At 51.2% G+C, this 21,848-nt stretch carries 19 protein-coding genes; 9 read left to right on the top strand and 10 right to left on the bottom strand.

Going from position 1 to position 21,848, the window contains the following annotated elements; genetic code table 11:
* Positions 1 to 51: 51 nt before the first annotated feature.
* From BM025_RS04315 to BM025_RS04285, 7 genes are all read right to left on the bottom strand, one after another.
* Positions 52 to 588 (bottom strand): chemotaxis protein CheD, encoded by a 537-nt coding sequence (locus BM025_RS04315; RefSeq protein ID WP_085847752.1) that lies wholly within the window; start codon positions 586 to 588, stop codon positions 52 to 54.
* Positions 585 to 1,619, bottom strand: coding sequence for a protein-glutamate methylesterase/protein-glutamine glutaminase (locus BM025_RS04310; RefSeq protein ID WP_244515448.1), 1,035 nt, complete (start codon positions 1,617 to 1,619; stop codon positions 585 to 587). The genes BM025_RS04315 and BM025_RS04310 overlap by 4 nt, the downstream gene beginning before the upstream one ends.
* Positions 1,620 to 1,671: 52 nt before the next feature.
* A complete protein-coding gene (locus BM025_RS04305) occupies positions 1,672 to 4,785 on the bottom strand; it encodes a methyl-accepting chemotaxis protein (RefSeq protein WP_170842113.1) in 3,114 nt (1,037 codons plus the stop codon).
* Between the two features lie 600 nt (positions 4,786 to 5,385).
* The gene (locus BM025_RS04300) at positions 5,386 to 6,063 is read right to left on the bottom strand and encodes a type 1 glutamine amidotransferase domain-containing protein (protein ID WP_085847755.1); all 678 of its coding nucleotides are present in this window, start codon (positions 6,061 to 6,063) and stop codon (positions 5,386 to 5,388) included.
* Positions 6,064 to 6,074: 11 nt separating this feature from the next.
* Positions 6,075 to 7,109, bottom strand: a complete 1,035-nt coding sequence (locus tag BM025_RS04295) for an NADP-dependent oxidoreductase (RefSeq protein ID WP_085847756.1) — start codon at positions 7,107 to 7,109, stop codon at positions 6,075 to 6,077.
* Positions 7,110 to 7,121: 12 nt separating this feature from the next.
* Positions 7,122 to 8,279, bottom strand: a complete 1,158-nt coding sequence (locus BM025_RS04290) for an iron-containing alcohol dehydrogenase (protein ID WP_085847757.1) — start codon at positions 8,277 to 8,279, stop codon at positions 7,122 to 7,124.
* A gap of 142 nt (positions 8,280 to 8,421) precedes the next feature.
* Complete coding sequence (locus BM025_RS04285; RefSeq protein ID WP_085847758.1) at positions 8,422 to 9,012, bottom strand: TetR/AcrR family transcriptional regulator; 591 nt, start codon at positions 9,010 to 9,012, stop codon at positions 8,422 to 8,424.
* A 198-nt stretch (positions 9,013 to 9,210) separates the two neighbouring features.
* Between BM025_RS04285 and BM025_RS04280 the strand changes: the two genes are divergently transcribed.
* Positions 9,211 to 9,525 carry an ArsR/SmtB family transcription factor gene (locus tag BM025_RS04280; protein WP_085847985.1) on the top strand — a complete coding sequence of 105 codons (315 nt, stop codon included), beginning with the start codon at positions 9,211 to 9,213 and terminating at the stop codon, positions 9,523 to 9,525.
* A gap of 54 nt (positions 9,526 to 9,579) precedes the next feature.
* On the top strand, positions 9,580 to 10,632 hold the full coding sequence (locus BM025_RS04275; RefSeq protein ID WP_085847759.1) for a permease: 1,053 nt from the start codon (positions 9,580 to 9,582) through the stop codon (positions 10,630 to 10,632).
* A gap of 90 nt (positions 10,633 to 10,722) precedes the next feature.
* Here the strand turns inward: BM025_RS04275 and BM025_RS04270 are convergent, their stop codons facing one another.
* The 3 genes from BM025_RS04270 to BM025_RS04260 form a co-directional block, all read right to left on the bottom strand.
* Positions 10,723 to 12,222, bottom strand: a complete 1,500-nt coding sequence (locus tag BM025_RS04270; protein ID WP_085847760.1) for a tripartite tricarboxylate transporter permease — start codon at positions 12,220 to 12,222, stop codon at positions 10,723 to 10,725.
* A 7-nt stretch (positions 12,223 to 12,229) separates the two neighbouring features.
* The gene (locus tag BM025_RS04265) at positions 12,230 to 12,703 is read right to left on the bottom strand and encodes a tripartite tricarboxylate transporter TctB family protein (protein WP_085847761.1); all 474 of its coding nucleotides are present in this window, start codon (positions 12,701 to 12,703) and stop codon (positions 12,230 to 12,232) included.
* Between the two features lie 98 nt (positions 12,704 to 12,801).
* Positions 12,802 to 13,773 (bottom strand): tripartite tricarboxylate transporter substrate binding protein, encoded by a 972-nt coding sequence (locus BM025_RS04260; protein WP_085847762.1) that lies wholly within the window; start codon positions 13,771 to 13,773, stop codon positions 12,802 to 12,804.
* Positions 13,774 to 14,044: 271 nt separating this feature from the next.
* Here BM025_RS04260 and BM025_RS04255 point away from each other — a divergent pair, with 271 nt between their 5' ends.
* From BM025_RS04255 to BM025_RS04225, 7 genes are all read left to right on the top strand, one after another.
* A complete protein-coding gene (locus BM025_RS04255) occupies positions 14,045 to 14,965 on the top strand; it encodes a LysR family transcriptional regulator (protein ID WP_244515446.1) in 921 nt (306 codons plus the stop codon).
* Between the two features lie 650 nt (positions 14,966 to 15,615).
* Positions 15,616 to 16,572: a dihydrodipicolinate synthase family protein gene (locus BM025_RS04250; protein WP_085847764.1), complete on the top strand. Its 957-nt coding sequence runs from the start codon at positions 15,616 to 15,618 to the stop codon at positions 16,570 to 16,572.
* Positions 16,563 to 17,519 carry a 4-hydroxyproline epimerase gene (locus BM025_RS04245; protein WP_085847765.1) on the top strand — a complete coding sequence of 319 codons (957 nt, stop codon included), beginning with the start codon at positions 16,563 to 16,565 and terminating at the stop codon, positions 17,517 to 17,519. The genes BM025_RS04250 and BM025_RS04245 overlap by 10 nt, the downstream gene beginning before the upstream one ends.
* 66 nt (positions 17,520 to 17,585) lie before the next feature.
* Entirely contained in the window at positions 17,586 to 18,650 is a 1,065-nt protein-coding gene (gene dctP / locus BM025_RS04240; protein ID WP_085847766.1) for a TRAP transporter substrate-binding protein DctP, read from the top strand.
* Between the two features lie 57 nt (positions 18,651 to 18,707).
* Positions 18,708 to 19,241, top strand: coding sequence for a TRAP transporter small permease subunit (locus tag BM025_RS04235; RefSeq protein ID WP_085847767.1), 534 nt, complete (start codon positions 18,708 to 18,710; stop codon positions 19,239 to 19,241).
* 3 nt (positions 19,242 to 19,244) lie between these two features.
* Positions 19,245 to 20,555, top strand: a complete 1,311-nt coding sequence (locus tag BM025_RS04230; protein ID WP_085847768.1) for a TRAP transporter large permease — start codon at positions 19,245 to 19,247, stop codon at positions 20,553 to 20,555.
* The gene (locus tag BM025_RS04225) at positions 20,555 to 21,796 is read left to right on the top strand and encodes an NAD(P)/FAD-dependent oxidoreductase (protein ID WP_085847769.1); all 1,242 of its coding nucleotides are present in this window, start codon (positions 20,555 to 20,557) and stop codon (positions 21,794 to 21,796) included. Before BM025_RS04230 ends, BM025_RS04225 begins: the two co-directional genes overlap by 1 nt.
* The last annotated feature ends 52 nt before the right edge of the window (positions 21,797 to 21,848 follow it).

Below are 21,848 nucleotides of genomic sequence, written 5' to 3'. Positions count from 1 at the left end.
TCGTGACCATTGCCGTACAAACTAAGGCCTGCCACTAAGCAATATTCTTGGTTAAAACAATTCAAGCTCGTTAGATGCAGGCACTACTGGAATAACTTCCGTGACACATGCATCTTCGACAAGTTTCTGTCGAACACGGCCACTTTCGGGGTAAAACTCAAGACGTCGCGCCTGATTGCCTCCAAGACTTTGTCCCACGCATGGAATGTTTTCACGCTCTAAGTAAGAAAGTACAAACAAACCGTTACGACTTCCTGCATCGGTGAGGCCACGGCACATTTCTGCTCCACCAAAAACTTTTGCGCGCAAACAATTTTTTCTAGCACCAGAGCGAATAAGTGTATTGATTAAAACTTCCATCGCATTTGCCCCGAAAGAACTGGAATCGCTTTCTAATACCTGCGGTCCGTTGGGCAACAAGAAATGGTTCATTCCACCAATATTTGCGTCGGGATCCCAGATGCAAGCTGCGATGCATGAGCCCAATATTGTAGAAATAACAACCGTAGGGGAACAATCTACCGCGAACTCACCTTGAGTGATATAAGCGGATTTACCTTGTAGGATTTTGTTGGAAACATTCGTCATATTGCCCCTCCCCGAACTGGGGTTTCTGCAAGTGCAAGCATCTCATCTCCAAAATTTGCAATATCAACCCATTTTTCAACCCCGCCCAACTGTCCCGCAACCTTAGGCATTCCAAAAACGACGCATGTTTCACGCGATTGGCCTAAGGTTTTAGCGCCATTTTCTCGTAATTTCTGCATTCCTTCGGCTCCATCTCGCCCCATACCAGTTAAAATGCCTGCGACAATTCTGGGTGCAAATTCGGTCGCAGACAACATCATTGAATCAACGGAGGGACGGTGCCCAGAAACTGGAGGGCCCTTAAATAACGAAACTGTGAGCGCTTTGTTCGAGGTCAAGTTCAGGTGAAACTCCCCCCCAGGGGCGATCAAAACATGTCCCGGTGAAAGTGTTTGCCCCTCCTGCGCCAAAGATACTTTTGGTAACACAAGCTGATTCAACCTGGCTGCAAAACTAACTAGAAAAGGTTCTGGCATATGTTGAGTAATCAACGTCGGGGGGCAGTTTTCAGGAAACCTCAATAATATCTGCTCCAAAGCATCGACGGCACCCGTCGACCCCCCTAACAGACAAATCCTTTTAAAGCGCCTTGGATGATTTAAAACTGGGGCCACCGCACGTACGACCCTACCTCCAACACGCGCTTGCGACGCTAAAACAATCGCATCCGCAAGATTTGAGAAAGAATCTTCTTGCTGCCCAAGTCGCGGTTTTTCTATGCATTCAATCGCCCCTAACGCCAAAGCATCAACGGCAATAGAACTGCCTCTTTTGGTTAATGTACTCACCATAACAACAGGCATTGGACGATGTCGCATCAACCGTTCTAGAAACTCCAAACCACTCATGTTTGGCATTTCCACATCAAGAGAAATCACATCAGGTTTATACGTATTTACAGCATCTCTTGCCTCACGTGCCGTCCCTGCTTCTGCGACGACAGTGATCCTTGGGTCTTTCTCAAGAATAGACCGTATAAGCCGCCGCATTGTCGGAGAGTCATCAACGATAAGTACACGCGATTGTTTCACAAAATTTTCCTGTCCATATTCGCAAGCTGTGATTGAGAAGTTCTGTCGAGAATTAGAAATCTTCCCAATCATCACTCAAAACGGGTTGAGGTACTGGCTGTGGCGCATTCGCGACCTGTTTAACTGATTTAACGGGAGCCTCTTCGCGCGTGGTTGTTGGCGCTTTTGTTGTGAAATCGGCCTGAACGACACTTGTTTCGGTTTGAGCAGATGTCTTTGAAATCGAGAACCGTGAGGTCGTCACATTTAGGTTTTCGGCTTCTCGCGTCAGGGCATGACTTGCTGCGGTAGTCTCTTCAAACATGGCAGCATTTTGCTGGGTCACTTGATCAAGCTGATTTACGGCAGCGTTGATTTCCGCGAGACCACTAGATTGTTCTCGTGAAGAATCTGCAATTTCCGTAACGTTGATAGCAATTTCAGACACTGAGCTGACGATACCTTTTAGCGCATCGCCCGTTTCACCAACAAGACCTACACCTCGTTTCACCAAGGCCCCAGATTTTGAAATGAGGCTGTTGATCTCACGCGCAGCCTCTGATGATCGTTGAGCAAGCGCGCGGACCTCGGATGCAACAACGGCAAAACCCCGTCCGGCCTCTCCTGCGCGCGCCGCTTCAACACCGGCGTTCAGTGCCAATAGATTGGTTTGGAAAGCTATATCGTCAATGACAGAAATAATTTTTGAAATTTGATTGGACGAGCTTTCAATTTCACTCATAGCTTCGACCGCTTCTTGCACGACTTCACCCGAGGCTTCAGCATTCGATTTTGCGGATGCAACCATTTGGCTTGCCTGATTTGCCCCCTCAGCTGCAGATTTAACCGATGATGTTAGTTCGTCTAGTGCCGTCGCCGTTTCTTCCAATGTCGCAGCTTGTTTTTCCGTCCGGCGAGACAAGTCATCTGCTGCATTTGAAATTTCGCTGGCTTCACCTCGGATCATGTCAGCATTTTCGACGACGCTACTCATGGCATCCAAAAGGTTTGTCATTGCCAAGTTAAAATCATTGCGGAGCGTTTCATATTCAAGAGCAAATGGGATATCGATCTGGCTGGTAAGGTCGCCTTTTGCAAGACGTTTCAGGGCCACTCGCAGTCCTTCGACCACGGTATCTTGTTCCGCTTTCATCTTTTCTTGACTGGCTTTCGAAGCCTGCAGTGCATTGTGGCTTTCAGTTACATCTGTGCCAAGCAAAATGACTCTAAAAGGATTACCGCTGGCATCTTTTACAGATGAAAATGTTCCATCCAAGATTGATATTTTACCATCGGTGGATTTCAAATTGAAACGTCCAGACACGCTGTCACCTCTCAGTAATCGATCCCAAACCGGACCATTCTGAGCTGCCATCTCAGGGTCGAAGTTAAACAATTCATCATGTTTAAAGCCAAGAATGTCCTGAGCTTTAGTTCCCGTCATTCCTGCAAAATTAGCATTTGCACCTATGAGCTTACCGTTCAATTCGAATTCGGCCTTTGCTTGGTTGCTATCGAGTGCGGCTATGACAGCTTCGCTTGTTCTAATGTCAGTGACATCTTTCCATTCCAAGACACACCCAATTTGTTTACCTTCCAAATCAAGGACAGAATTGATGTCGAGAGAAAAGTAGGTCTCCCCCACTTTAATATCCGCCGCAAACGGCATCGCGTTTGGATCTTCCAGAACCTTGCGGTCCTTTTCAGAAAATTTATGGAATGTATCGATGTTTGCCCCGACAAGGTTTGTCGCGTCAAACTCTGAATAGGCTAACCGAAACGTATTTTGATGTTCCGACATAAGTTTAGACGCTGCAGCGTTTATGTAGGTGACATCAAAGTTCTGGTCGACCATCATCAAAGCGGCAGACGAGCCCTCAAATGCTGACCCTTTGAATAGGCCATCTCGTGTCGCTTGTTCAGCACGCCCAAGTGCATTGCGAAATTCGTCCAACGCGTTCGCAATCCCACCGATTTCGTCCCCTCGCCCAGTTCCAGGAACCGCCGAAGAATAATCGCCGGTGGACACAACACGCATTGAGCGTTCCACATTTGTCAGAGGTTTTGAGATTGTGCGCGAAATGAAGTAGGCAATCGCAGCGACGACTAAAATCATGATCAGGCCATCACGGATCATATCATTTCGCAATTGATTGGCGGGCAACAGAATTTCATCAATACTTTGTTCCGCAATCAGCGCCCAACGCACGCCATGAAAATCAAGCGGGCGGTAAGCTGCAAGGTGCGCATGAACATGGCCTGCTGCAGTATTGTTCACAGTTTCACGCAGCAAACCTGTTTCGCCTGCAATTGCATTTACTGCCGATTGAAAATCAACGCTGCCAACCAAAACTTGATTGCCAAGGCCGTGGATAGGATCACTGCGCAGCAACATGTCTTCGCCGATGATATAGGCATCGCCGGTTTCACCAAGTCCCGTGGCACGTGTCATAATCGCATCAATACGCTCTGCAGACATTTGGAACGCAATCACACCCTTTGTTTCGCCTTTACGGTTCACAATTGGGCTCCCGATGAAGGACGCAGGAGTACTATGGGAGGGTTCATATATGGTAACGTCTTGGAAGAATGTTTTTTGACCTTCGCTTTGAAGCGAGTCTCGCACGATCGCACCCAAAGCAGTCTCTTTGTATTGACCCTCTAGGAAGTTGGTCGCAAAATCACGCTCTTTAAAAACCGAGTAAATAAGTTCGCCTGAAGTGTTGAAAATGAAGACATCATAATACCCTTTTTCGTCAACAAGTTTACGGAAAGACGCGTGATACAACTTGTGGACTTGACTGTACGCAGACCCATCTTCGGCAAAATCAAGAAGATGCTTTTCCCCTTCAACGTTCGGATTATCATCAATGTAGGCATTTTGCAGATAGGCTTGAGGATCACCGGGGAGTGCGCTCCAAGCGACGTCCAATCCGCGCACAGCAGAAAGTACCGTTGGGCTTTCCGCCTGCCCGCGAATATCAATATCAATGCCCTCAAGCCACGTATTGAATTCTAAGGTGCGTGCCTCGGCAATTGTGGATAGCAAGTCTTCTGCTTCGATCAAAAGTGCCTTTGACGCGTGCCGATAAGACGTATAGCCCGAAATACAAATGGCGAGTGCTGTCAAACCAATCATCACAATTGGTAGCTTTTGCGCCAACTTAATCTTCTTAAAAAAGTTCATCACTTTCTCCTCATCGTGCGGCAAATGCGATCCACGGGGCTCCGTGAAAAATGCACAAAAAAATCGAACGCAGTGGTTCGTCTGCAAAGAGAAATGGCGTGAAGGGGTGAAGATTCGTTTAAGTCGCACAAGTTTCATTGATTTTATTCGATGCATTAGAAACAATGTTGCGGCGAGGGTGTGACACCAACATTCATAAAAAGTACAATATAAAAAACGTATTGATATAATGACTTAAGGGAAACATCACCTGAATGAGCAGGATTCAGGTTCCCTCTTTTTCAACTCAAACTGACTTGAAAATCACTAAATAAGTTATTCTTGTCGCGCATATTTTGAAAAGTATCACCGCTTGCGGCAGCCCCAAATGCCTCAGCCGTGCGGCGACACACGATTATACGCCCACAAATATATGCAGGTGCTCAGGGCGAAATCCGATGCTTAGATTTACGCAAAGAGGATATGGTTGGGGGATGTCAGCTATTATACTGGCGCTGGTAAAAAGATCACGCCAGCCTACAGAAAGCCAAACTCTTTTAGGTCTCAAAACGTCTAAGTGTCGTGGCGCGTTGTACGCCACGACACATTTCAAAGAGGTGTTTAACCCAAGAGCGCCAAAATTTGCTTTGCCGCTTCGGCAGAAGACGCCGGATTTTGGCCCGTAACAAGATTACCATCACGCAACACAAAACTGGCCCAATCATCGCCTTTTTCGTACTGTCCACCATTGGATTTAAGCATGTCTTCCACCAAAAATGGCACAACATCCGTGAGCCCAGCAGCGGCTTCTTCGCTGTTGGAGAAACCGGTAACACGACGCCCAGAGGTCAAAGGTTTTCCATCCACACCAATGGTATGAAGGAACACGGCAGGCGCGTGGCACACGGCACCAACGGGACGATCAGTCACAGCAAAAGCTTCGATCAAACGCTTGCTATAGGTGTCTTCCGCGAGATCCCAAAGGGGGCCGTGACCACCGGGATAAAAGATCGCGTCAAACCCATCCGCTTCGACATCCGTGATCTTAAGTGTTGTTGCGAGGTGCTTTTGAGCGTCCGCATCAGCTTTAAAGCGCCGCGTGTCATCGGTTTGCGAGCTTTCATCATCACTGCTGGGGTCAATCGGAGGCTGGCCGCCTTTTGGTGACGTCAGCGTAATCTCAGCCCCTGCATCTTTGAACACATAATAGGGGGCTGCGAATTCTTCGAGCCAAAACCCTGTCTTTTTACCTGTGTCGCCCAGTTGATCGTGCGACGTCAGTACCATTAAAATCTTCATACGATGTCCTTTCAATTTGAGCCAACGCGGATCACGCGCTTGCCAAAGTTTTCGCCGTTCAACAGACCAATTAGGGCTTCAGGCGCATTTTCCAACCCGTCGATCATTTCTTCGCGGTATTTCACCTGTCCGCCTTCAACCCATGCCGCCATGTCTTTGGCAAACTCAGGGTAGAGATGACCGAAATCATCAAAAATGATAAAGCCTTGGACCTTGACCTTTTTGCGCAGAATTTGCCCCATCAACCAGTTCATCCGATCCGGCCCTGCAGGCAGTTCAGTCGCGTTGTATTGCGATACGAGACCACAAACAGGCATCCGTGCGTTGGGGTTCAACTGTGGAATTACCGCATCCAAAACCTTGCCGCCGACATTTTCAAAGTAAACATCAATCCCATCTGGGGTCGCTTTGTTAAACTGCTCGGCAAAATCATCGGCCTTGTGATCGATACAGGCGTCAAAGCCCAATTCATCAACCGCATAGGCACATTTCTCAGCGCCCCCAGCAACGCCAACAACACGGCATCCCAGAATTTTACCAATCTGGCCCACAGTTGCACCAACGGGGCCTGTGGCCGCAGCCACAACAATGGTTTCGCCTGCTTTTGGTGCACCGATTTTGATCAGCCCAGCCCATGCGGTAAATCCGGGCATCCCCATAATCCCAAGCGCCCATGACGGGTGCGCAGGCGATTTTCCAAGGTTGGTCACCGCCGTCCCATCAGACAAGGCATAGTCTTGCCAGCCATGAAAACTAAGCACCCAATCACCCGGTTCAAACCCATCCAAATGAGATGTGACAACCTGCGCAACCGTGCCACCTACCATCACGCCACCGATTTCAACCGGGGCTGCGTAAGATGGCGCATCGCTCATCCGACCCCGCATATAAGGGTCAAGCGATAGGTATTGCGTGCGCAACAACATTTGGTTTGGACCTGCAGTTGGCACGTCGGTTTCGATCAATTTCAAAGTGTCCGCTGTTGGTGCGCCTTTGGGGCGTTCAGCGAGAACAATTTGGCGGTTCAATGTTTTGATATCTGTCATGTCGAGATCTTTCTATACAGCGGCTTCAAGAATGCGACGTGCGACTTCAGGCGTGATAGCGCCATGTTCGCCAAGTGCGGTCATGCCGTGGTCAGTCAAAGCGCCGATGATGGTGTCGATGTCTGACGCGGCGACATTGTAATCGCTGAGGCGGGTTTTAATGCCAATCGCGTGGAAAAAGTCGCGTGTGGCGTCGATCGCAGCATCAATGCGCGCGTCTTCGTCACCTTCGTGGATGTTCCAAACATTGGCACCGTATTGCAGCAGTTTTTCACGTTTTGGACCACGTTGATCATTCATCAATGCAGGTAAAACAACGGCCAGCGTGCGGGCGTGATCTGTATCGTTAAAGGCGGTGATTTCATGACCAATCATGTGGCTCGCCCAATCTTGTGGTACACCAGCACCAATCAAACCGTTCAACGCCAGCGTTGCTGTCCACATCAAATTGGCACGTAAATCATAGTCTTCAGGGGCTTCAATCGCTTTCGGACCAATATCAACCAAGGTGCGCAACAACGTTTCCGCAAAGCCGTCTTGAACATTCGCCGCCACAGGGTACGTAAGATATTGCTCGATGATGTGAACAAAGGCATCAGCCACACCATTGGCGATTTGACGTGCTGGCAAAGTGTACGTCAGTTCAGGGTCGAGCACTGAGAAAACAGGGTAGCAATGGGGGCTCATGAACGGCAGTTTAGCCCCTTTTTCAGCGTGAGTGATCACCGAACCGGAATTCATTTCAGAGGCTGTGGCAGGCAAAGTCAAAACCGTACCAAATGGCATAGCTTCTTTCACAACGGAGCCGCGTGAAGTCAAAATTTCCCATGGGTCGCCTGAAAATTTCGCTGCAGCCGCGATGAATTTGGTCGCATCAATGACAGACCCGCCACCAACAGCCAGCAAAAATGTGATGCCATTTTTGGCAATAACATCAACAGCTTTAATGGCCGTCGCAAAACGTGGATTTGGTTCAATACCGCCAAATTCAACAACTGTTCGATCCCCAAGCGCCTTGCGCACTTGTGCCAAAACGCCTGTGCGTTCAGCGCTGCCACCGCCATAAGTGATCAAAACTTTGGCATCGTTCGGCACCTGAGCGTTCAAATCCGCAATACGCCCTTTACCAAAAAGAATACGGGTTGGGTTGTGAAAATCAAAATTGTTCATAGCCTAGTTTCCTTGTGTAACGACGTGCAAGCGCACTTCGATATTTCCGCGTGTGACGCCTGAATCTGTTGCTGATGTTTTGTAGAAAATATTCATAGTTCGTTCCCTTTATGGACCAGTCGGCGCGCTGTTGTGCAAAATATTATGCGGGTGGGATTGCCATTTGAGTGGCCCGCAGGGCAGCATCTAATGCCGTATCATCACAAGACAACCCAGAAACCAAAGTGGCCCCCAGCCACTGATAGTATATTGATTTTGCGATATTATTAGGGTCTTTCAACGCCGCGATAGACCCCTCAGACATGCCCTCTTGCAAGGTATGCGTTAGAGCGCTGATGATACTGTCGACGCCTTGATTTAAGATGCGGCTCATGTCGGGCGAAAGATCGGCAACCTCTGCCGATAACTTAACAACCAAACAGCGATCTTGCAGATCATCTCCTGTTTGTTTGCGTTTCCAATCCTCAAAATAAGCAAGGAATCGGTCCCGAGATGTACGCGTTGTGTCGTTGAGCGTCTCTGTCAGGGCTTGGCGATACTGCGCGATAAAATCTTCCAACAGTGCGCAGCCATAGGCCTCTTTCGAGGGAAAGTAGTGATAGAATGATCCCTTAGGCACATCGGCCGCTTTCAGCAATTCGTTCAAGCCAACGCGGGCATAGCCATGCTGCGCGGTGAGCCTGCGACCAACTGCCAAAATTTGGCGTTTCGTATCTTTTGTTTGCGTCTTCATGCAGTTCAGATAGGCTCCATTAGACCAGTCGTCTAGTGGCTGCGCCTCATATTTCCGTGAAGACCCTTTGCGTCTATGCCGCACGTCATCCCCGCCCATTTAATAGAAATAGCGGCCTTGGCGCTTTGTGCGAACACTAAGATTGATGAATTGCATGTGCCGATTGACAAAACTATAATTATAGTTTTAATTGGCATCATGATGACACATACCTCAGCCGCCCTTTCGCTTGCAGCCCTTGGCCACGACACCCGCCTGACAATCTTTCGATTGCTGGTACGGGCCGGAAACGATGGCCTGAACATTGGGGATATCGGCACGCATCTGGGCATGGCTGCGTCAACACTGGCCTATCACATCAAGACTTTGGTCGACGCCGGACTTGTCACTCAAGAACGTCAAGGACGCCAGATTGTAAACCGCGTCGATTTCGATGTTATGCATCAAACTGTCTCGTTCCTGACATCGGAATGCTGCACAGGCGTCGCACTCACTCAGGAAAATGCTGCGTAATGGTTGCGGTTCATTTTTTCGCCGAAAAAAAACTATATATTTAAGGATATAGATATGAAAGACCTCTCTCTTGTTCCTCCGTCACGGGCCAGTACCATCCTCAAACACTTGTGGGTAAAAGAAAAAGTCTGGCTGTTCTCGGCAGGCCTGCTTGCAGTGCTGTTCATCCTTGCGCCCCCATTTGGCATCACCACAGCCCGTTTTGCAGCACAAAATCTGCTCAACGTAGCGCCCTTTCTGGCCCTATCGGTCGGGATAGCCGCCTCTGCGGGGGCGACCGGCGCAGATGGTTTGATCGCACGCGCGTTTACTGGATCACCAGCGGCCATGATCTTGATTGCAGCAGTGGTCGGCGGGCTTTCCCCTTTCTGTTCTTGTGGCGTCATCCCTTTGATTGCTGCTCTTTTGGCTATGGGCGTGCCTCTTTCAGCCGTTATGGCGTTCTGGCTTGCCTCGCCAGTGATGGACCCGTCGATGTTCGTGCTGACCACAGGCGTGTTGGGAATTGAATTTGCGATCGCCAAGACCATCGCGGCTTTGAGCTTGGGCATTTTCGGCGGCTTTGTGGTCCACGCCCTATCTCGTGCGGGTGGCCTGTCCGATCCTTTGCGCGAGGGTGTCGGCAATGGCGGGTGCGGTGGGGCCAAGGTCCGCACAGCTCAACCCGTTGTTTGGAAATTTTGGCGCGATACGGCACGGGTGCAAAAATTCTGGCGCGAAAGCATCAAGTCCGCGCTTTTTCTTGCCAAATGGCTAACACTCGCCTTTATTCTGGAAAGCCTTATGTTGGCTTGGTTGCCTGCTGATCTGGTGGCCCGCTCACTTGGCGGCACTGGCATCATTCCTATAGGGATCGCAACACTGGTTGGGGTGCCCGCATACCTGAACGGCTACGCAGCTTTGCCGCTGGTTGGCGGCTTGATTGGGCAAGGCATGGCCCCCGGCGCGGGTCTTGCGTTTTTGATTGCTGGCGGTGTCAGTTCACTGCCCGCAGCCATCGCTGTTTGGGCTTTGGTCAAACGACAGGTGTTTTTCCTATATCTTGGCCTTGCGTTGGTCGGTTCATTCAGCATCGGCGTGCTGTTTCAGCTCTGGGCCACGCTATAAAAACTGTTTAATATCAAACACGAAACAGCCCGACACCAAAAATGGATCGGGCTGTGTCTTTCGTTTTAATAGCAACGTATCTTAGAGTACTCAGGTCAGGTTTTGTCTGGCACTGCGACGGTGCAACAGCCACAAAACCAACGGGATCGCCCAAATCGCGATGGAAAATAGACCAAGCCCCGCCGCAATTGGACGCTCAAAAAAGGCAAGAAAACTGCCGTCAGATTTGATCATAGACGTGACAAAGTTCTGTTCCAACATCGGCCCCAAAACCAACCCCAAGATCGCAGGCGCGATGGGGATGTCGTTTTCTTCCATCAAGAACCCGATGATACCAAAGATCAACATCAAGCCGATCCCAAAGACCGAATTGTTGATGGCAAAAGACCCAACCATGCAGAACATCAAGATCACAGGCATCAGCACTTTTTGCGGAATAGACAAAACGTGGCGCGCGCCCTTGATCGCGATCCAACCCAGCGGCAGCATGATCAGGTTGGCCAGCAAAAACACGATAAACACTGCATAGATCATTTCCGGCTGGGTGATGAACACCATAGGCCCCGGATTGATGCCTTTGATGTACAGCACACCGATCACGATCGCAGTGATGGAATCGCCGGGGATGCCAAAAACAAGCGCCGGAATCCACGCACCGCTCATGGCACCGTTGTTTGAGGCCCCCGCCTCGACCAAACCTTCGACATGGCCTGTGCCAAATTTCTCTGGTGTTTTTGAAAATTTCTTGCTGACGGCGTATGAAATCCAAGCCGCGATGTCAGCCCCTGCGCCGGGCAATGCACCGATTGCGGTGCCCAGAATACTGCCACGCAAAGCCTGCACAGGATAGGTCACAAGATTGGTTGCCTGTTGGCGAAAGATGCTTTTGCTCATGGCCGCGGGCGGGCGCACATCACTGGCACGCTTGATAAAGGCACGGATGACTTCGGACACAGCGAACAGACCGATCATAGCGGGAATGAACTGCACCCCGCCCATCATCTCGACAGACCCAAAGGTATAGCGCGGCACAGCAGCAGGGTTATCCAGCCCAACCGTGGCAGCAAACAGTCCGATGAAAAGCGCGATAAGCCCACGCGCAGGGGAACCCGGCGAGATGAACACAGCACAGGACAGACCCAAAACCACCAGCCAGAAATACTCAAACGACGAGAATTTCAAAGCGATTTCAGCCAAGACTGGCGAGGCCGTGATCAGCACGAGCGTGCCAAAGATGCCGCCGATTGACGAAAACACCAATGACGCGCCAAGGGCCGCTTCGGGGCGACCTTGTTGGGTCATGGCGTAAGCGTCTTGCACATAAGCAGCACTCGCCGGCGTGCCGGGCATTCGCAGCAAAGTACCAGGAATATCGCCCGCAAAAATCGCCATAGCGGTGGCTGTCACGATGGTGGCAATCGCAGGCACAGGGTCCATGAAAAAGGTCACAGGCACCAACAGTGCCGTGGCCATGGTTGCAGTCAGACCCGGAATGGCCCCGACAAACATACCAAAGGCGGCAGCGCCAAAGATTACGAGCAAGACATAAGGTTGGAACACAAGGTTCGCAGCTTCGATCACAATTGACATGAAAAATTCACCAAAAGAAGTTCAAGAAATCACTGCGCGGCAGCGGGACGAGCAAAAGCTTGCCAAAGCTCTGTTGAATGGCAACAGACGTCACGGCAGACACAATGATGGCAGTCGGAATGCGCACCCCAAGGATCAGCATTGCCACCAGCATCACGCAAAAGGCCGTGGGCAAAAATCCCACCACCGGCGAGACAACGATGTAGGCCACAATCAGCCCCAGCACCGCGAGCATACGCAGCACGGCCGAACCACTGCGGGTCCATTCTGCCAGTTGCAACCCCGGCAAACGTTCGCCCGCCATGACGGCTTTGGTGATGATGAACACCCCCACAAGGCCCGTCACAAAAGCAATAGCGCGGGGCATTGTGCCTGCGCCGTAGTCCTGTCCGGGGATCGCGTGAAAATTTATCGCTGAGAGATAAATCGCGATCCCTCCCAGCAGGGTCAATAAACCCAATGTCAGATCGGTGACGCGCATCCTGTGTCCTGTCGTTGGTCGCTATATGATGTGCCGTCGCCGATGTTACGGCGACGGCGGAGGTTACGATTTGGCACGTGGCCAGTTAATGCTGCTATTTATTGAGCGGCTAGACCTGCTTTGGTCATGACTTCACCAAAGGCGGCATCATCGGTAGCCACAATGGCAGCAGCATCGTCACCTTTAGCCCAACGCAGACCAAAACCGCGATCCTTCATAAACTCCTGATAAGCCTCTGAATTATATGCAGTCTCAATCGCATTCATCAGCTTGACCTTGACGTCCTCTGGCAACCCTGCAGGGGCGGCAACAGACCGCCAAACCGCGACAGTCCAATCAGAACCTGTGGATTCAGCCAATGTCGGAACATCAGGAAAGGCATCTTGACGATCCGCAGACATCGTCGCCAAGGCCACAACGCGCTTGGCATCAATCATGGACCGACCTTCGGCCAGCGATGATGGAACGATATCAACACCGCCCGCGACCATGTCGGTCAGACCGGGTGCGGCCCCTTGGCTCGGCACGAATGTCACGTGATCAGGTGCCAGATCTTCCGACAACAACCAGCCCGCAAGGCCAACATGCCAAATTCCGCCCTGCCCCGTGCCGGAAGCTTTGAACGTGCCAGCAGGTTCGCTTTTGATTTTTTCCAACAACGCTTCAACGCTGTCAAAGCCAGCATCTGCAGACACCATGACCCCACCGGGATCGGAGTTGACGATGGCCAAAACATCAAAATCTTCATAGGTGAGTTCTGTTAAACCCTGCCAATGCATCATGTCGATTTCGATGGTCATAATCCCGATGGTGTACCCATCTGGATCAGCGTTGGCGATGGCACTGTGGCCCACAACGCCCGATCCGCCAGTGCGGTTCACCACGTTGACCGGGACACCAAGCTCTTTTTGAATTTCAGCGCCCAGCAAACGGCCCACAGCATCTGTGCCGCCGCCCGCGCCCCAAGGCACGATCATTTGAATGGGACGTTCAGGGTACTCTTGTGCCCATGCGGCGCTAGTCATGGCCATCAGGCCCCCAACAGCTGCGATAGTTTTAATGAAATGCATTTAATTCTCCTCCTTTGCGATACCTAGAGATCCTTTCGACACCCACGGCTCTGGCTGGCCGTAAAACTGTACTGAAAGGCGCATAAATCAGGTGAACAGCACACCAACAGGGCGCGCAAATTGCACGGTTATATCCTGTTGTTCTGACGGTGTTTACTGGTCTCCCAACCCTCTCCTCACCGTTGACAGTATCCAGCGGCGTGATAACGTCCAATGAATAAATATGGCTCTGCGATCGCGAAAGACGATCGCTCTGAAGGAACAATAAAACGTGGACCGAGATATAACAGCCAACCTGAAAGTGCGGCACATGTCGCTGATCGTGGCCTTGGCGGATCACGGCACCACACACCGTGCAGCAGACGCGCTGAATATGACGCAATCCACCGCATCCAAGATGTTGCGCGATGTCGAAGACATCTTTGAGGCTGCCCTGTTTGAGCGCAAACCCCGCGGCATGGAACCAACACCGCTGGGGGCATTTGTTATCACAAATGTGCGGGCGCAACTGTCACGTCTGCATAGATTTTCAGATGAATTCCAAGCCCGCCGAGCGGGTGGATATGGCTCTCTTTCAGTGGGCGCGATCACAGGCGCGGCCCCAGATTTTGTGGCGCGGTCCGTGGCCGAAATCAAACGCAAACGCCCGCAACTTATGGTGTCTCTGCACGGCGAAACCAGCGATGGTATTCTTGACCAGCTTGAGGCAGGCGGGCTGGATCTTGCGGTGGGACGCTTTAGCACAGAGCGGCATCGCCACGTGTTTACATTCGAACTGCTCGCCGAAGAACGGCTGGTCGTTGTCGCGCGGGCGGGCCATCCGCTACACCGCGCTGGGATCATGCAATTGGCGGACCTGACCGAATGTTCTTGGGTCTTGCAACCCCTGTCAAACCCGTCACGACAGGTGCTTGATGCCGCTCTTGATCAAGCTGGATTGGGCCGCCTTACAGATACGATAGAATGTTCTTCGATCTTGCTTATCTTGAACCTTGTGCAGGTCTCTGACGCCGTAGCGCTGCTGCCCGAAGCCGTGGTCGATGCCCATATAAAAGCGGGCCTTTTCACAACCCTTCCCATTCAGCCAGACATTCGGCTCACCGGATTTGGACTGGTGACGCGGCGAAAAGAAACATTGGGAGAGGCCGCCTTGGAATTTTGCAACATCTTGCGATCACGGGCAAGCCTTTGATGTTGCAGGATTAAGACTGCGACATCAATGCCGATCCACATTCAAAACGGTTTATAACATTGATATAACTTATAAAAATTGGTCACTGAAAGAACATGCCAATGTCTCTGTGAATGATGCACTCGTTGATCTTTCCAATTGAATGAATAGACCCTACCACCATTCGCCCCCTACTTTCAAACGAACCATAAGAAATGGCGAAACGATGCACAGACGCGTTTCGGCCTGATGCGATGCGGATGGCCCTGCGCCCTGACTTAACACTGCCCCAGCTTTCATCAGATTTGAGGGTCGGCTTAGCGACGCTGAACACGTGAACTCAATAGCACCAAACGATGGCCTAATGTCTGGAGCCCACGAAGATATCAACCAAAAGAACGTCGATCTTCTCAAAGACGTCCAGCTTCTGTGGCTACGTCGAAAAGTGACAATTTTAAGCAGATCAGCATGCGATGACAAAAAATAATATCTCTGATGAAGATTCCCATTAGCTTTTGGATACAGAATCCAATATACGTCGATTAAAGCAGTATTATGGAACGCGTAAGGACCAGAAAACTGCCCTCAAAACACAGCTCCACGGTTCAACAACTGCGAGCATCGATAGGCCGAAGGTCCATTTGGGCCTCTCGCAAATAAGGAAAACGACTATGTCCAATATTTTTGCAGGCACAATGCCAGCACTTATGACTCCGTGCAAAGACGATCGAACACCAGATTTTGACCTGCTCGTCAAAAAGGGCAAAGAAATGATCGCGGCAGGTATGTCCGCCGTTGTTTACTGTGGTTCAATGGGCGATTGGCCTTTGCTGTCCGATGAACAGCGCATGGAAGGTGTCGAAAAGCTTGTAAAAGCTGGCGTCCCAGTTGTCGTTGGCACAGGCGCGATCAACACGAAATCTGCGACGGCACTTGCGGCTCATGCACAAAAAGTTGGTGCGGCAGGCTTGATGGTTATCCCGCGTGTTTTGTCCCGTGGTTCATCAGCTATTGCGCAAAAGAACCACTTCAAATCGATCTTGAACGCAGCGCCAGATGTGGCTGCAGTCATTTACAACAGCCCAGTTTACGGGTTCTCCACACGGGCTGATTTGTTTTTTGCTCTGCGTGCAGAGCATTCAAACTTGGTTGGGTTCAAAGAATTTGGCGGCAAAGACGATCTGCGCTACGCCGCTGAACACATCACATCGCAAGACGACCAAGTCACATTGATGGTCGGCGTTGACACCGAAGTGTTCCACGGTTTCGTCAACTGTGGCGCAACAGGTTCGATCACAGGTATTGGAACTGCATTGCCAAAAGAAGCCCTCTTGCTTGCGTCGTTGTCGCAAAAAGCAGCGACTGGTCACGCCGAAGCCCGCAAACGCGCTTTGGAATTGGAAGAAGCCATTGGTGTTCTGTCCAGCTTTGATGAAGGCACAGATTTGGTTCTTTATTACAAGCACTTGCTTGTTTTGAACGGCGACGAAGAATACCGCCTGCACTTCAATGAAACTGATGTTTTGACTGATGCGCAGCGCAACTATTGCGAACAACAATACACGTTGTTCCGCACATGGTTCGCGGACTGGTCCAAACTTGGCGGAGTCATTGCTGAATGCATGTAATCGACAGTCACACAGGCGGGGAACCCACCCGTGTGATCCTTGACGGTGGTCCTGATTTAGGGTCGGGACCACTGTCCAAGCGCGCGCAACTCTTGGCGACGCAGCACAAACAGTTCTACCATTCTGTTATCTTAGAACCACGCGGGCAAACCGCGATGGTCGGGGCGCTTTTGGTCGAACCCGTTGATCCAAGCTGCGTCACAGGCGTCATCTATTTCGATTCTGAAGCCGTGCTTGGAATGTGCGGTCATGGCACCATTGGTTTGGCTGTCACGCTGGCACATCTTGGTCGGATCGATATTGGCACCCACAAGATTGAAACCCCTGTTGGTGTTATCGAAATTTGCCTCACCGATATGAATACTGCGACGATCACAAATGTCGAAAGCCGCCGCACGCACCGCGCTGCCCAAGTCGAGGTTGACGGGCTGGGCACGATTACAGGTGATGTGGCGTACGGTGGGAACTGGTTCTACATCATTGACCCAAGCCCGATTGCGATTGAGGTCGATAATATTCGTGCGCTCACCGATGCTGCGATTGCCATTCGCTTGGCAACAATTGCCCAAGGCATTGGCGGTGATGCGGGGCAACCTGTTGACCATGTGGTGTTCCAAGAACCATCGCCCGAAGACGGCATTCACAGCCGCAACTTTGTGCTGTGCCCCGATGATGCCTATGACAGATCACCCTGCGGAACGGCCAGTTCAGCACGATTGGCCTGTCTAGCGGCTGATGGCTTGCTAGAGGCTGGTCAAGACATCGTCCAGAAAAGCGTGATCGGCAGCCCTTATCGAATTTCGTATCAACCGGGCCCGAACGGCGGGGTCATTCCAAAAATCACAGGACAGGCCTTTGTCATGGCCGAAAGCACCTTGCTGTTTCATGCAAACGATCCGTTCAAAAACGGCATCAAAGCAACGTCTAAAAACCAGAGTTCGACTTAATCGAGCCATAAAACGGCAAGTTCACTCAAGAGCATGCCACACACCCCCAACAGTCCAGAGGACCCAATGAAAATATTCAATATACTCGCCGCAACTGCGCTTGCAGCCACCACATTTAGTCCAGCCCACGCGGCTGAAGTCGATTGGAAAATGACTGCCGGTGTCGGCGAAGGGTCATTCATCTACCAGAATTTCATGGAACGGTTTGTTAAGAACGTCTCCTCAATCACAGCTGGCCGTGTCGATATCCAGTCCTTTGGCGCTGGCGTTTTGGCCCCTGCGTTCAAAGCCTACGAAGTCGTGCAAGATGGCGTGATCGAAGTTGGCCACTCCACACCGTCGTACTTGGTGAACCAAGATGCGACCAACGCCATTTTCGCCAGCTTCCCCGGCGGCATGTCACCAGAAGCAACACTGCACTGGATCTATGAAGGCGGCGGCGAAAAAATGTTGCAAGATTTCCGCAGCGAAGACATGGGGCTGCACAGCCTTGTTGTTGGCATCGGCACCTCAGAAATCATGGCGCACTCGAATGTTAAAATCGAAACAGTCGAAGACCTCAAAGGCTTGAAATTCCGCACATCCGGCGCGTTTGCGGCTGTTCTGCAAGAGGAATTCGGTGGCGTTCCAACCGTGGTTCCAGGCACTGAAATCTACTCTCTTTTGCAACGCAAAGGTGTTGATGCAATTGAGTGGTCCACTCCAGGTGCGAACATCACTGAAGGCTTCCACGAAGTGGCGCCTTATATGATTATGCCTGGCGTTCATCAGCCATCATTCTTGTGGGAAGTGTTTGTCAAAAACGAAACGTGGGATGCGCTTCCAGCAGATCTTCAAGAGTTGATCACAGCCGCAGCCAAACTCACAACGTATGAGGGTTTCACACGTTTTGGCGATGCTGATGTGAAAGCAATGGCTGAGTTCCGCAAGACAAAAGTCGAACTGGTCACAATGCTGCCAGAAGAGTCTGAAAAAATTCGCCAAGCTGGCCGCAACTGGGCACAAAAGAAAGCCACAGAGCAATCTGACGCTGGCAATGCGCGCATGCAAGGCGTTCTCGACAGCTACCTCGCATACCAAACAAATTGGGCTGAAAACTCGGGCTATCTGGTTCGCGATTCCGCTGAATAACTCAAACTATCTGAGATGGTCGGCCGCGTGTGTCGGCCATCTTTTATGGAGGCCGCAATGATTTTCCTACGCAACATCTGTGAACAGTTTTCAGCAATTTTGGGTTTTTTCGGCCGCTTGGCCATCTTTTGCCTGATCGCGGCAATGCTATATGAAGTGGTGGCACGTTATGCCTTTGGGGCCCCAACCCTTTGGGCGTTTGACATTTCTTATATGTTGAACGGGTCCATTTTCTTGCTTGGGGCTGCGTATTCTTTGCAAGAAGATGCACATGTTCGCATTGATTTCTTGTCGCAAAAATTTCCACGCCGCGTTCAACAAATTCTGAACGGCTTGGTGTATCTGCTCGTTATGGCGCCCATCGGCTTTGCCTTTACAAACGTGGCTGCAAACAAAGCATTCAAAGCGTTCAAGACAGGCGAATTGGAAAGCGTCAGCCCATGGGCACCGCATGTTTGGCCATTCTATTCGATCATCGCACTCGGGCTATTCGCGTTTTCCCTACAATTCATCGTTGAGGCGATCAACTATTTGTCTGGCACGAAAACCCCCGGCGAAACCAACACCGAACTTCAAGATTTGGAGACCTAGTCCATGATTCCTCTACTTATGTTCGCGACCTTGTTCGTGCTGGTTTTCATTGGCGTGCCTGTCGCCTTTTCCCTCATGATCATTGCGATTGCCTTTGGCTACACAGTGTTCGGTGATCTGATTTTCTTACAACTCTATGGGCCGTTGCTGAGCACCGCGTCAAACTTTGTGCTCGCAGCGATCCCGCTGTTCATTTTCATGGGCGCGGTGCTGGAACGCTCAGGCATCGCCAAGCGTCTGTTCTACGCCCTGCAACTTTGGCTCGGGGGGCTGCCCGGTGGTTTGGCCCTGTCCACAATCGCGATGTGCGCCATTTTCGCGGCTGCATCCGGTGTTGTTGGCGCTGTTGAAATCGTCGTTGGCATGATGGCCATTCCGCCAATGATGAAAGCTGGATACAAAAATGATCTGATTGCCGGCACGATTTGTGCAGGTGGATCATTGGGCACCATCATTCCGCCCTCTGTCATCGTTGTTGTCTATGCCTCGATCGCACAGCTCTCAACCGGTCAACTTTTTGCGGCGTCCATCTTACCCGGATTGCTTATGGTTGTGTTCTTTGTTGGGTATATTTTGGTGCGCAGCATCATGCACCCAAACGATGCGCCGCCTTTGCCTTTGGCTGAACGCACGACACCCGTTGCTGAAAAAATCAAAATTTCGATGACCGCCATGCTACCCCCGTTGGCGTTGATCGTCATGGTGCTTGGCTCATTGTTGGCGGGCATCGCATCAGCGACCGAAGCTGCTGCGGTTGGCGCGGCGGGCACTGTGTTGCTGACGTTGATGTTTCGTGAATTGAACCTAAAATTAATCATGGATTCACTCGGTGTCACATTGCGCATCACCTCCATGATCATGCTGATCATCGCGGGCGGCACCATGTTCACAAGCATCTTTGCTGTCACAGGCGGCGGAAATTTGGTGCGCGACACCGTGGAAACCATAGGATACGGCAATGTCGGCATCATCGCCTTTTTCTTGACCGTGGTTTTCTTTGCCGGATTTGTGCTGGATTGGGTGTCCATTGTTTTGATCTTTATCCCGATCTTTGCGCCTATTGTTAAAAGCGCGGGTATTGATCCCATCTGGTTTGCTATGATGGTTTTGGTCGTGATCCAAACCTCGTATTTGACACCGCCTATGGCCCCATCGATCTTTTATCTGCGATCTATTGCCCCCAAAAGCATGACTTACGGCCAAATGTACCGCGGTGTGTTGCCTTTCGTCGGAGCGCAAATGTTGGTGCTTGTCGTGATCATTTTGTTCCCTGCAGTCGTCACATGGCTGCCATCCGTGCTTGTGGGGCTCTAATGGAACAAAATCACGTCACAATCGTTGGCGCTGGCATTGTCGGTATCAGCATTGCATTGGAGCTACAGACCCAAGGCTTTAAAGTCCGTGTGCTTGATCGTTCTGGCGTTGCCAACGAAGCTTCGGCAGGCAGCGCTGGGGCTTTTGCATTTGCCGATATTGTCCCGCTGGCCACGCCAGGTATTATGCTGAAAGCGCCCAAGTGGTTGCTAGATCCGCTTGGCCCACTGTCAGTCCCACCAGCTTATGCGGTGAAAATAGCACCTTGGATGTTACGCTTTTGGCGCGCAAGTTGGCGGGACCGATACCAAGCCGCACTTGCAGCACAGTCAACCCTCAATGGCTTTTCGAGCACTGCGCTAGAGCGCCAGATCAAAAATGTGGATGGCGAGCCATTGATGCAGCGCGATGGTCAGATGCAACTCTATGAAGGCGAACAGGAGTTCCGCGCGAGCCTTAAGTCTTGGGAGGTGCGGCGCGCATTTGGCATAGCATTCGAACACTTGAAAAGCCCAGAAGAGATTGCCGAAATTCAACCCGGCCTTGATCCCCGTTTCACGCACGCAGCTTTCACTCCTGACTGGATGAACACGATTGATCCACGCAGTTGGGCCGAACATTTGGCCCAAGCTTTCAAAACCCGAGGCGGCGAGATTGAGCGCGTCGAGGTTTTGGCGCTTGAGCAAAGCGGTGATGGTTTTGAGTTGATGACACCAAACGGACCCTTAAAAGCGTCTCAGGTCGTCGTCGCGGCAGGTGCATGGTCGCATCATCTGGCGCGCACACTTGGCGATCGTATCCCACTGGAAACCGAGCGGGGATACAACACGACCTTGCCCGCGGGCGCATTTGATCTGCGCACTCAACTCACTTTTGGCGGGCATGGGTTCGTCGCATCGCGTATCAACGGTGGGGTGCGTATTGGCGGCGCGGTTGAACTTGGGGGGCTAAAATTACCACCGAACTTCAAACGCGCTGAGATTTTGCTGAAAAAAGCCGCGCAATTTCTTCCCACCCTGAACACCGCCGATGGCAAGCAATGGATGGGCTTCCGCCCTTCCATGCCCGATAGTTTGCCCGTGATTGGCGCGTCGCCGCGTGCATCCAAAGTGATTTACGCCTTTGGTCATGGCCACTTAGGGTTGACCCAATCGGCTGGCACGGCTGAGCTGGTTGCTGCGTTGATCTGCGGTAAAACCCCGGCTGTTTCCACCGCGCCCTACGCGCCAACACGTTTTTGACAGATAGGAAACCACAGGCGGGGCTAAGTTGGGGTCCCGTCTGTGGCCACAT

Origin of the sequence: Pacificibacter marinus (genome assembly GCF_900109555.1) — a bacterium.
Classification (GTDB): Bacteria; Pseudomonadota; Alphaproteobacteria; order Rhodobacterales; family Rhodobacteraceae; genus Celeribacter; species Celeribacter marinus_C.
This window is presented reverse-complemented; position numbering and strand designations above follow the sequence as displayed.

Coding starts and splice junctions, on each gene's coding strand:
- BM025_RS04225 (WP_085847769.1), top strand. CDS start 20,555: ATGGAACAAAATCACGTCACAATCGTTGGCGCTGGCATTGTCGGTATC.
- BM025_RS04260 (WP_085847762.1), bottom strand. CDS start 13,773: ATGCATTTCATTAAAACTATCGCAGCTGTTGGGGGCCTGATGGCCATG.
- BM025_RS04290 (WP_085847757.1), bottom strand. CDS start 8,279: ATGAACAATTTTGATTTTCACAACCCAACCCGTATTCTTTTTGGTAAA.
- BM025_RS04295 (WP_085847756.1), bottom strand. CDS start 7,109: ATGACAGATATCAAAACATTGAACCGCCAAATTGTTCTCGCTGAACGC.
- BM025_RS04300 (WP_085847755.1), bottom strand. CDS start 6,063: ATGAAGATTTTAATGGTACTGACGTCGCACGATCAACTGGGCGACACA.
- BM025_RS04235 (WP_085847767.1), top strand. CDS start 18,708: ATGATTTTCCTACGCAACATCTGTGAACAGTTTTCAGCAATTTTGGGT.
- BM025_RS04315 (WP_085847752.1), bottom strand. CDS start 588: ATGACGAATGTTTCCAACAAAATCCTACAAGGTAAATCCGCTTATATC.
- BM025_RS04270 (WP_085847760.1), bottom strand. CDS start 12,222: ATGTCAATTGTGATCGAAGCTGCGAACCTTGTGTTCCAACCTTATGTC.
- dctP (WP_085847766.1), top strand. CDS start 17,586: ATGAAAATATTCAATATACTCGCCGCAACTGCGCTTGCAGCCACCACA.
- BM025_RS04285 (WP_085847758.1), bottom strand. CDS start 9,012: ATGAAGACGCAAACAAAAGATACGAAACGCCAAATTTTGGCAGTTGGT.
- BM025_RS04230 (WP_085847768.1), top strand. CDS start 19,245: ATGATTCCTCTACTTATGTTCGCGACCTTGTTCGTGCTGGTTTTCATT.
- BM025_RS04245 (WP_085847765.1), top strand. CDS start 16,563: ATGCATGTAATCGACAGTCACACAGGCGGGGAACCCACCCGTGTGATC.
- BM025_RS04265 (WP_085847761.1), bottom strand. CDS start 12,703: ATGCGCGTCACCGATCTGACATTGGGTTTATTGACCCTGCTGGGAGGG.
- BM025_RS04275 (WP_085847759.1), top strand. CDS start 9,580: ATGAAAGACCTCTCTCTTGTTCCTCCGTCACGGGCCAGTACCATCCTC.
- BM025_RS04280 (WP_085847985.1), top strand. CDS start 9,211: ATGATGACACATACCTCAGCCGCCCTTTCGCTTGCAGCCCTTGGCCAC.
- BM025_RS04250 (WP_085847764.1), top strand. CDS start 15,616: ATGTCCAATATTTTTGCAGGCACAATGCCAGCACTTATGACTCCGTGC.
- BM025_RS04305 (WP_170842113.1), bottom strand. CDS start 4,785: ATGAACTTTTTTAAGAAGATTAAGTTGGCGCAAAAGCTACCAATTGTG.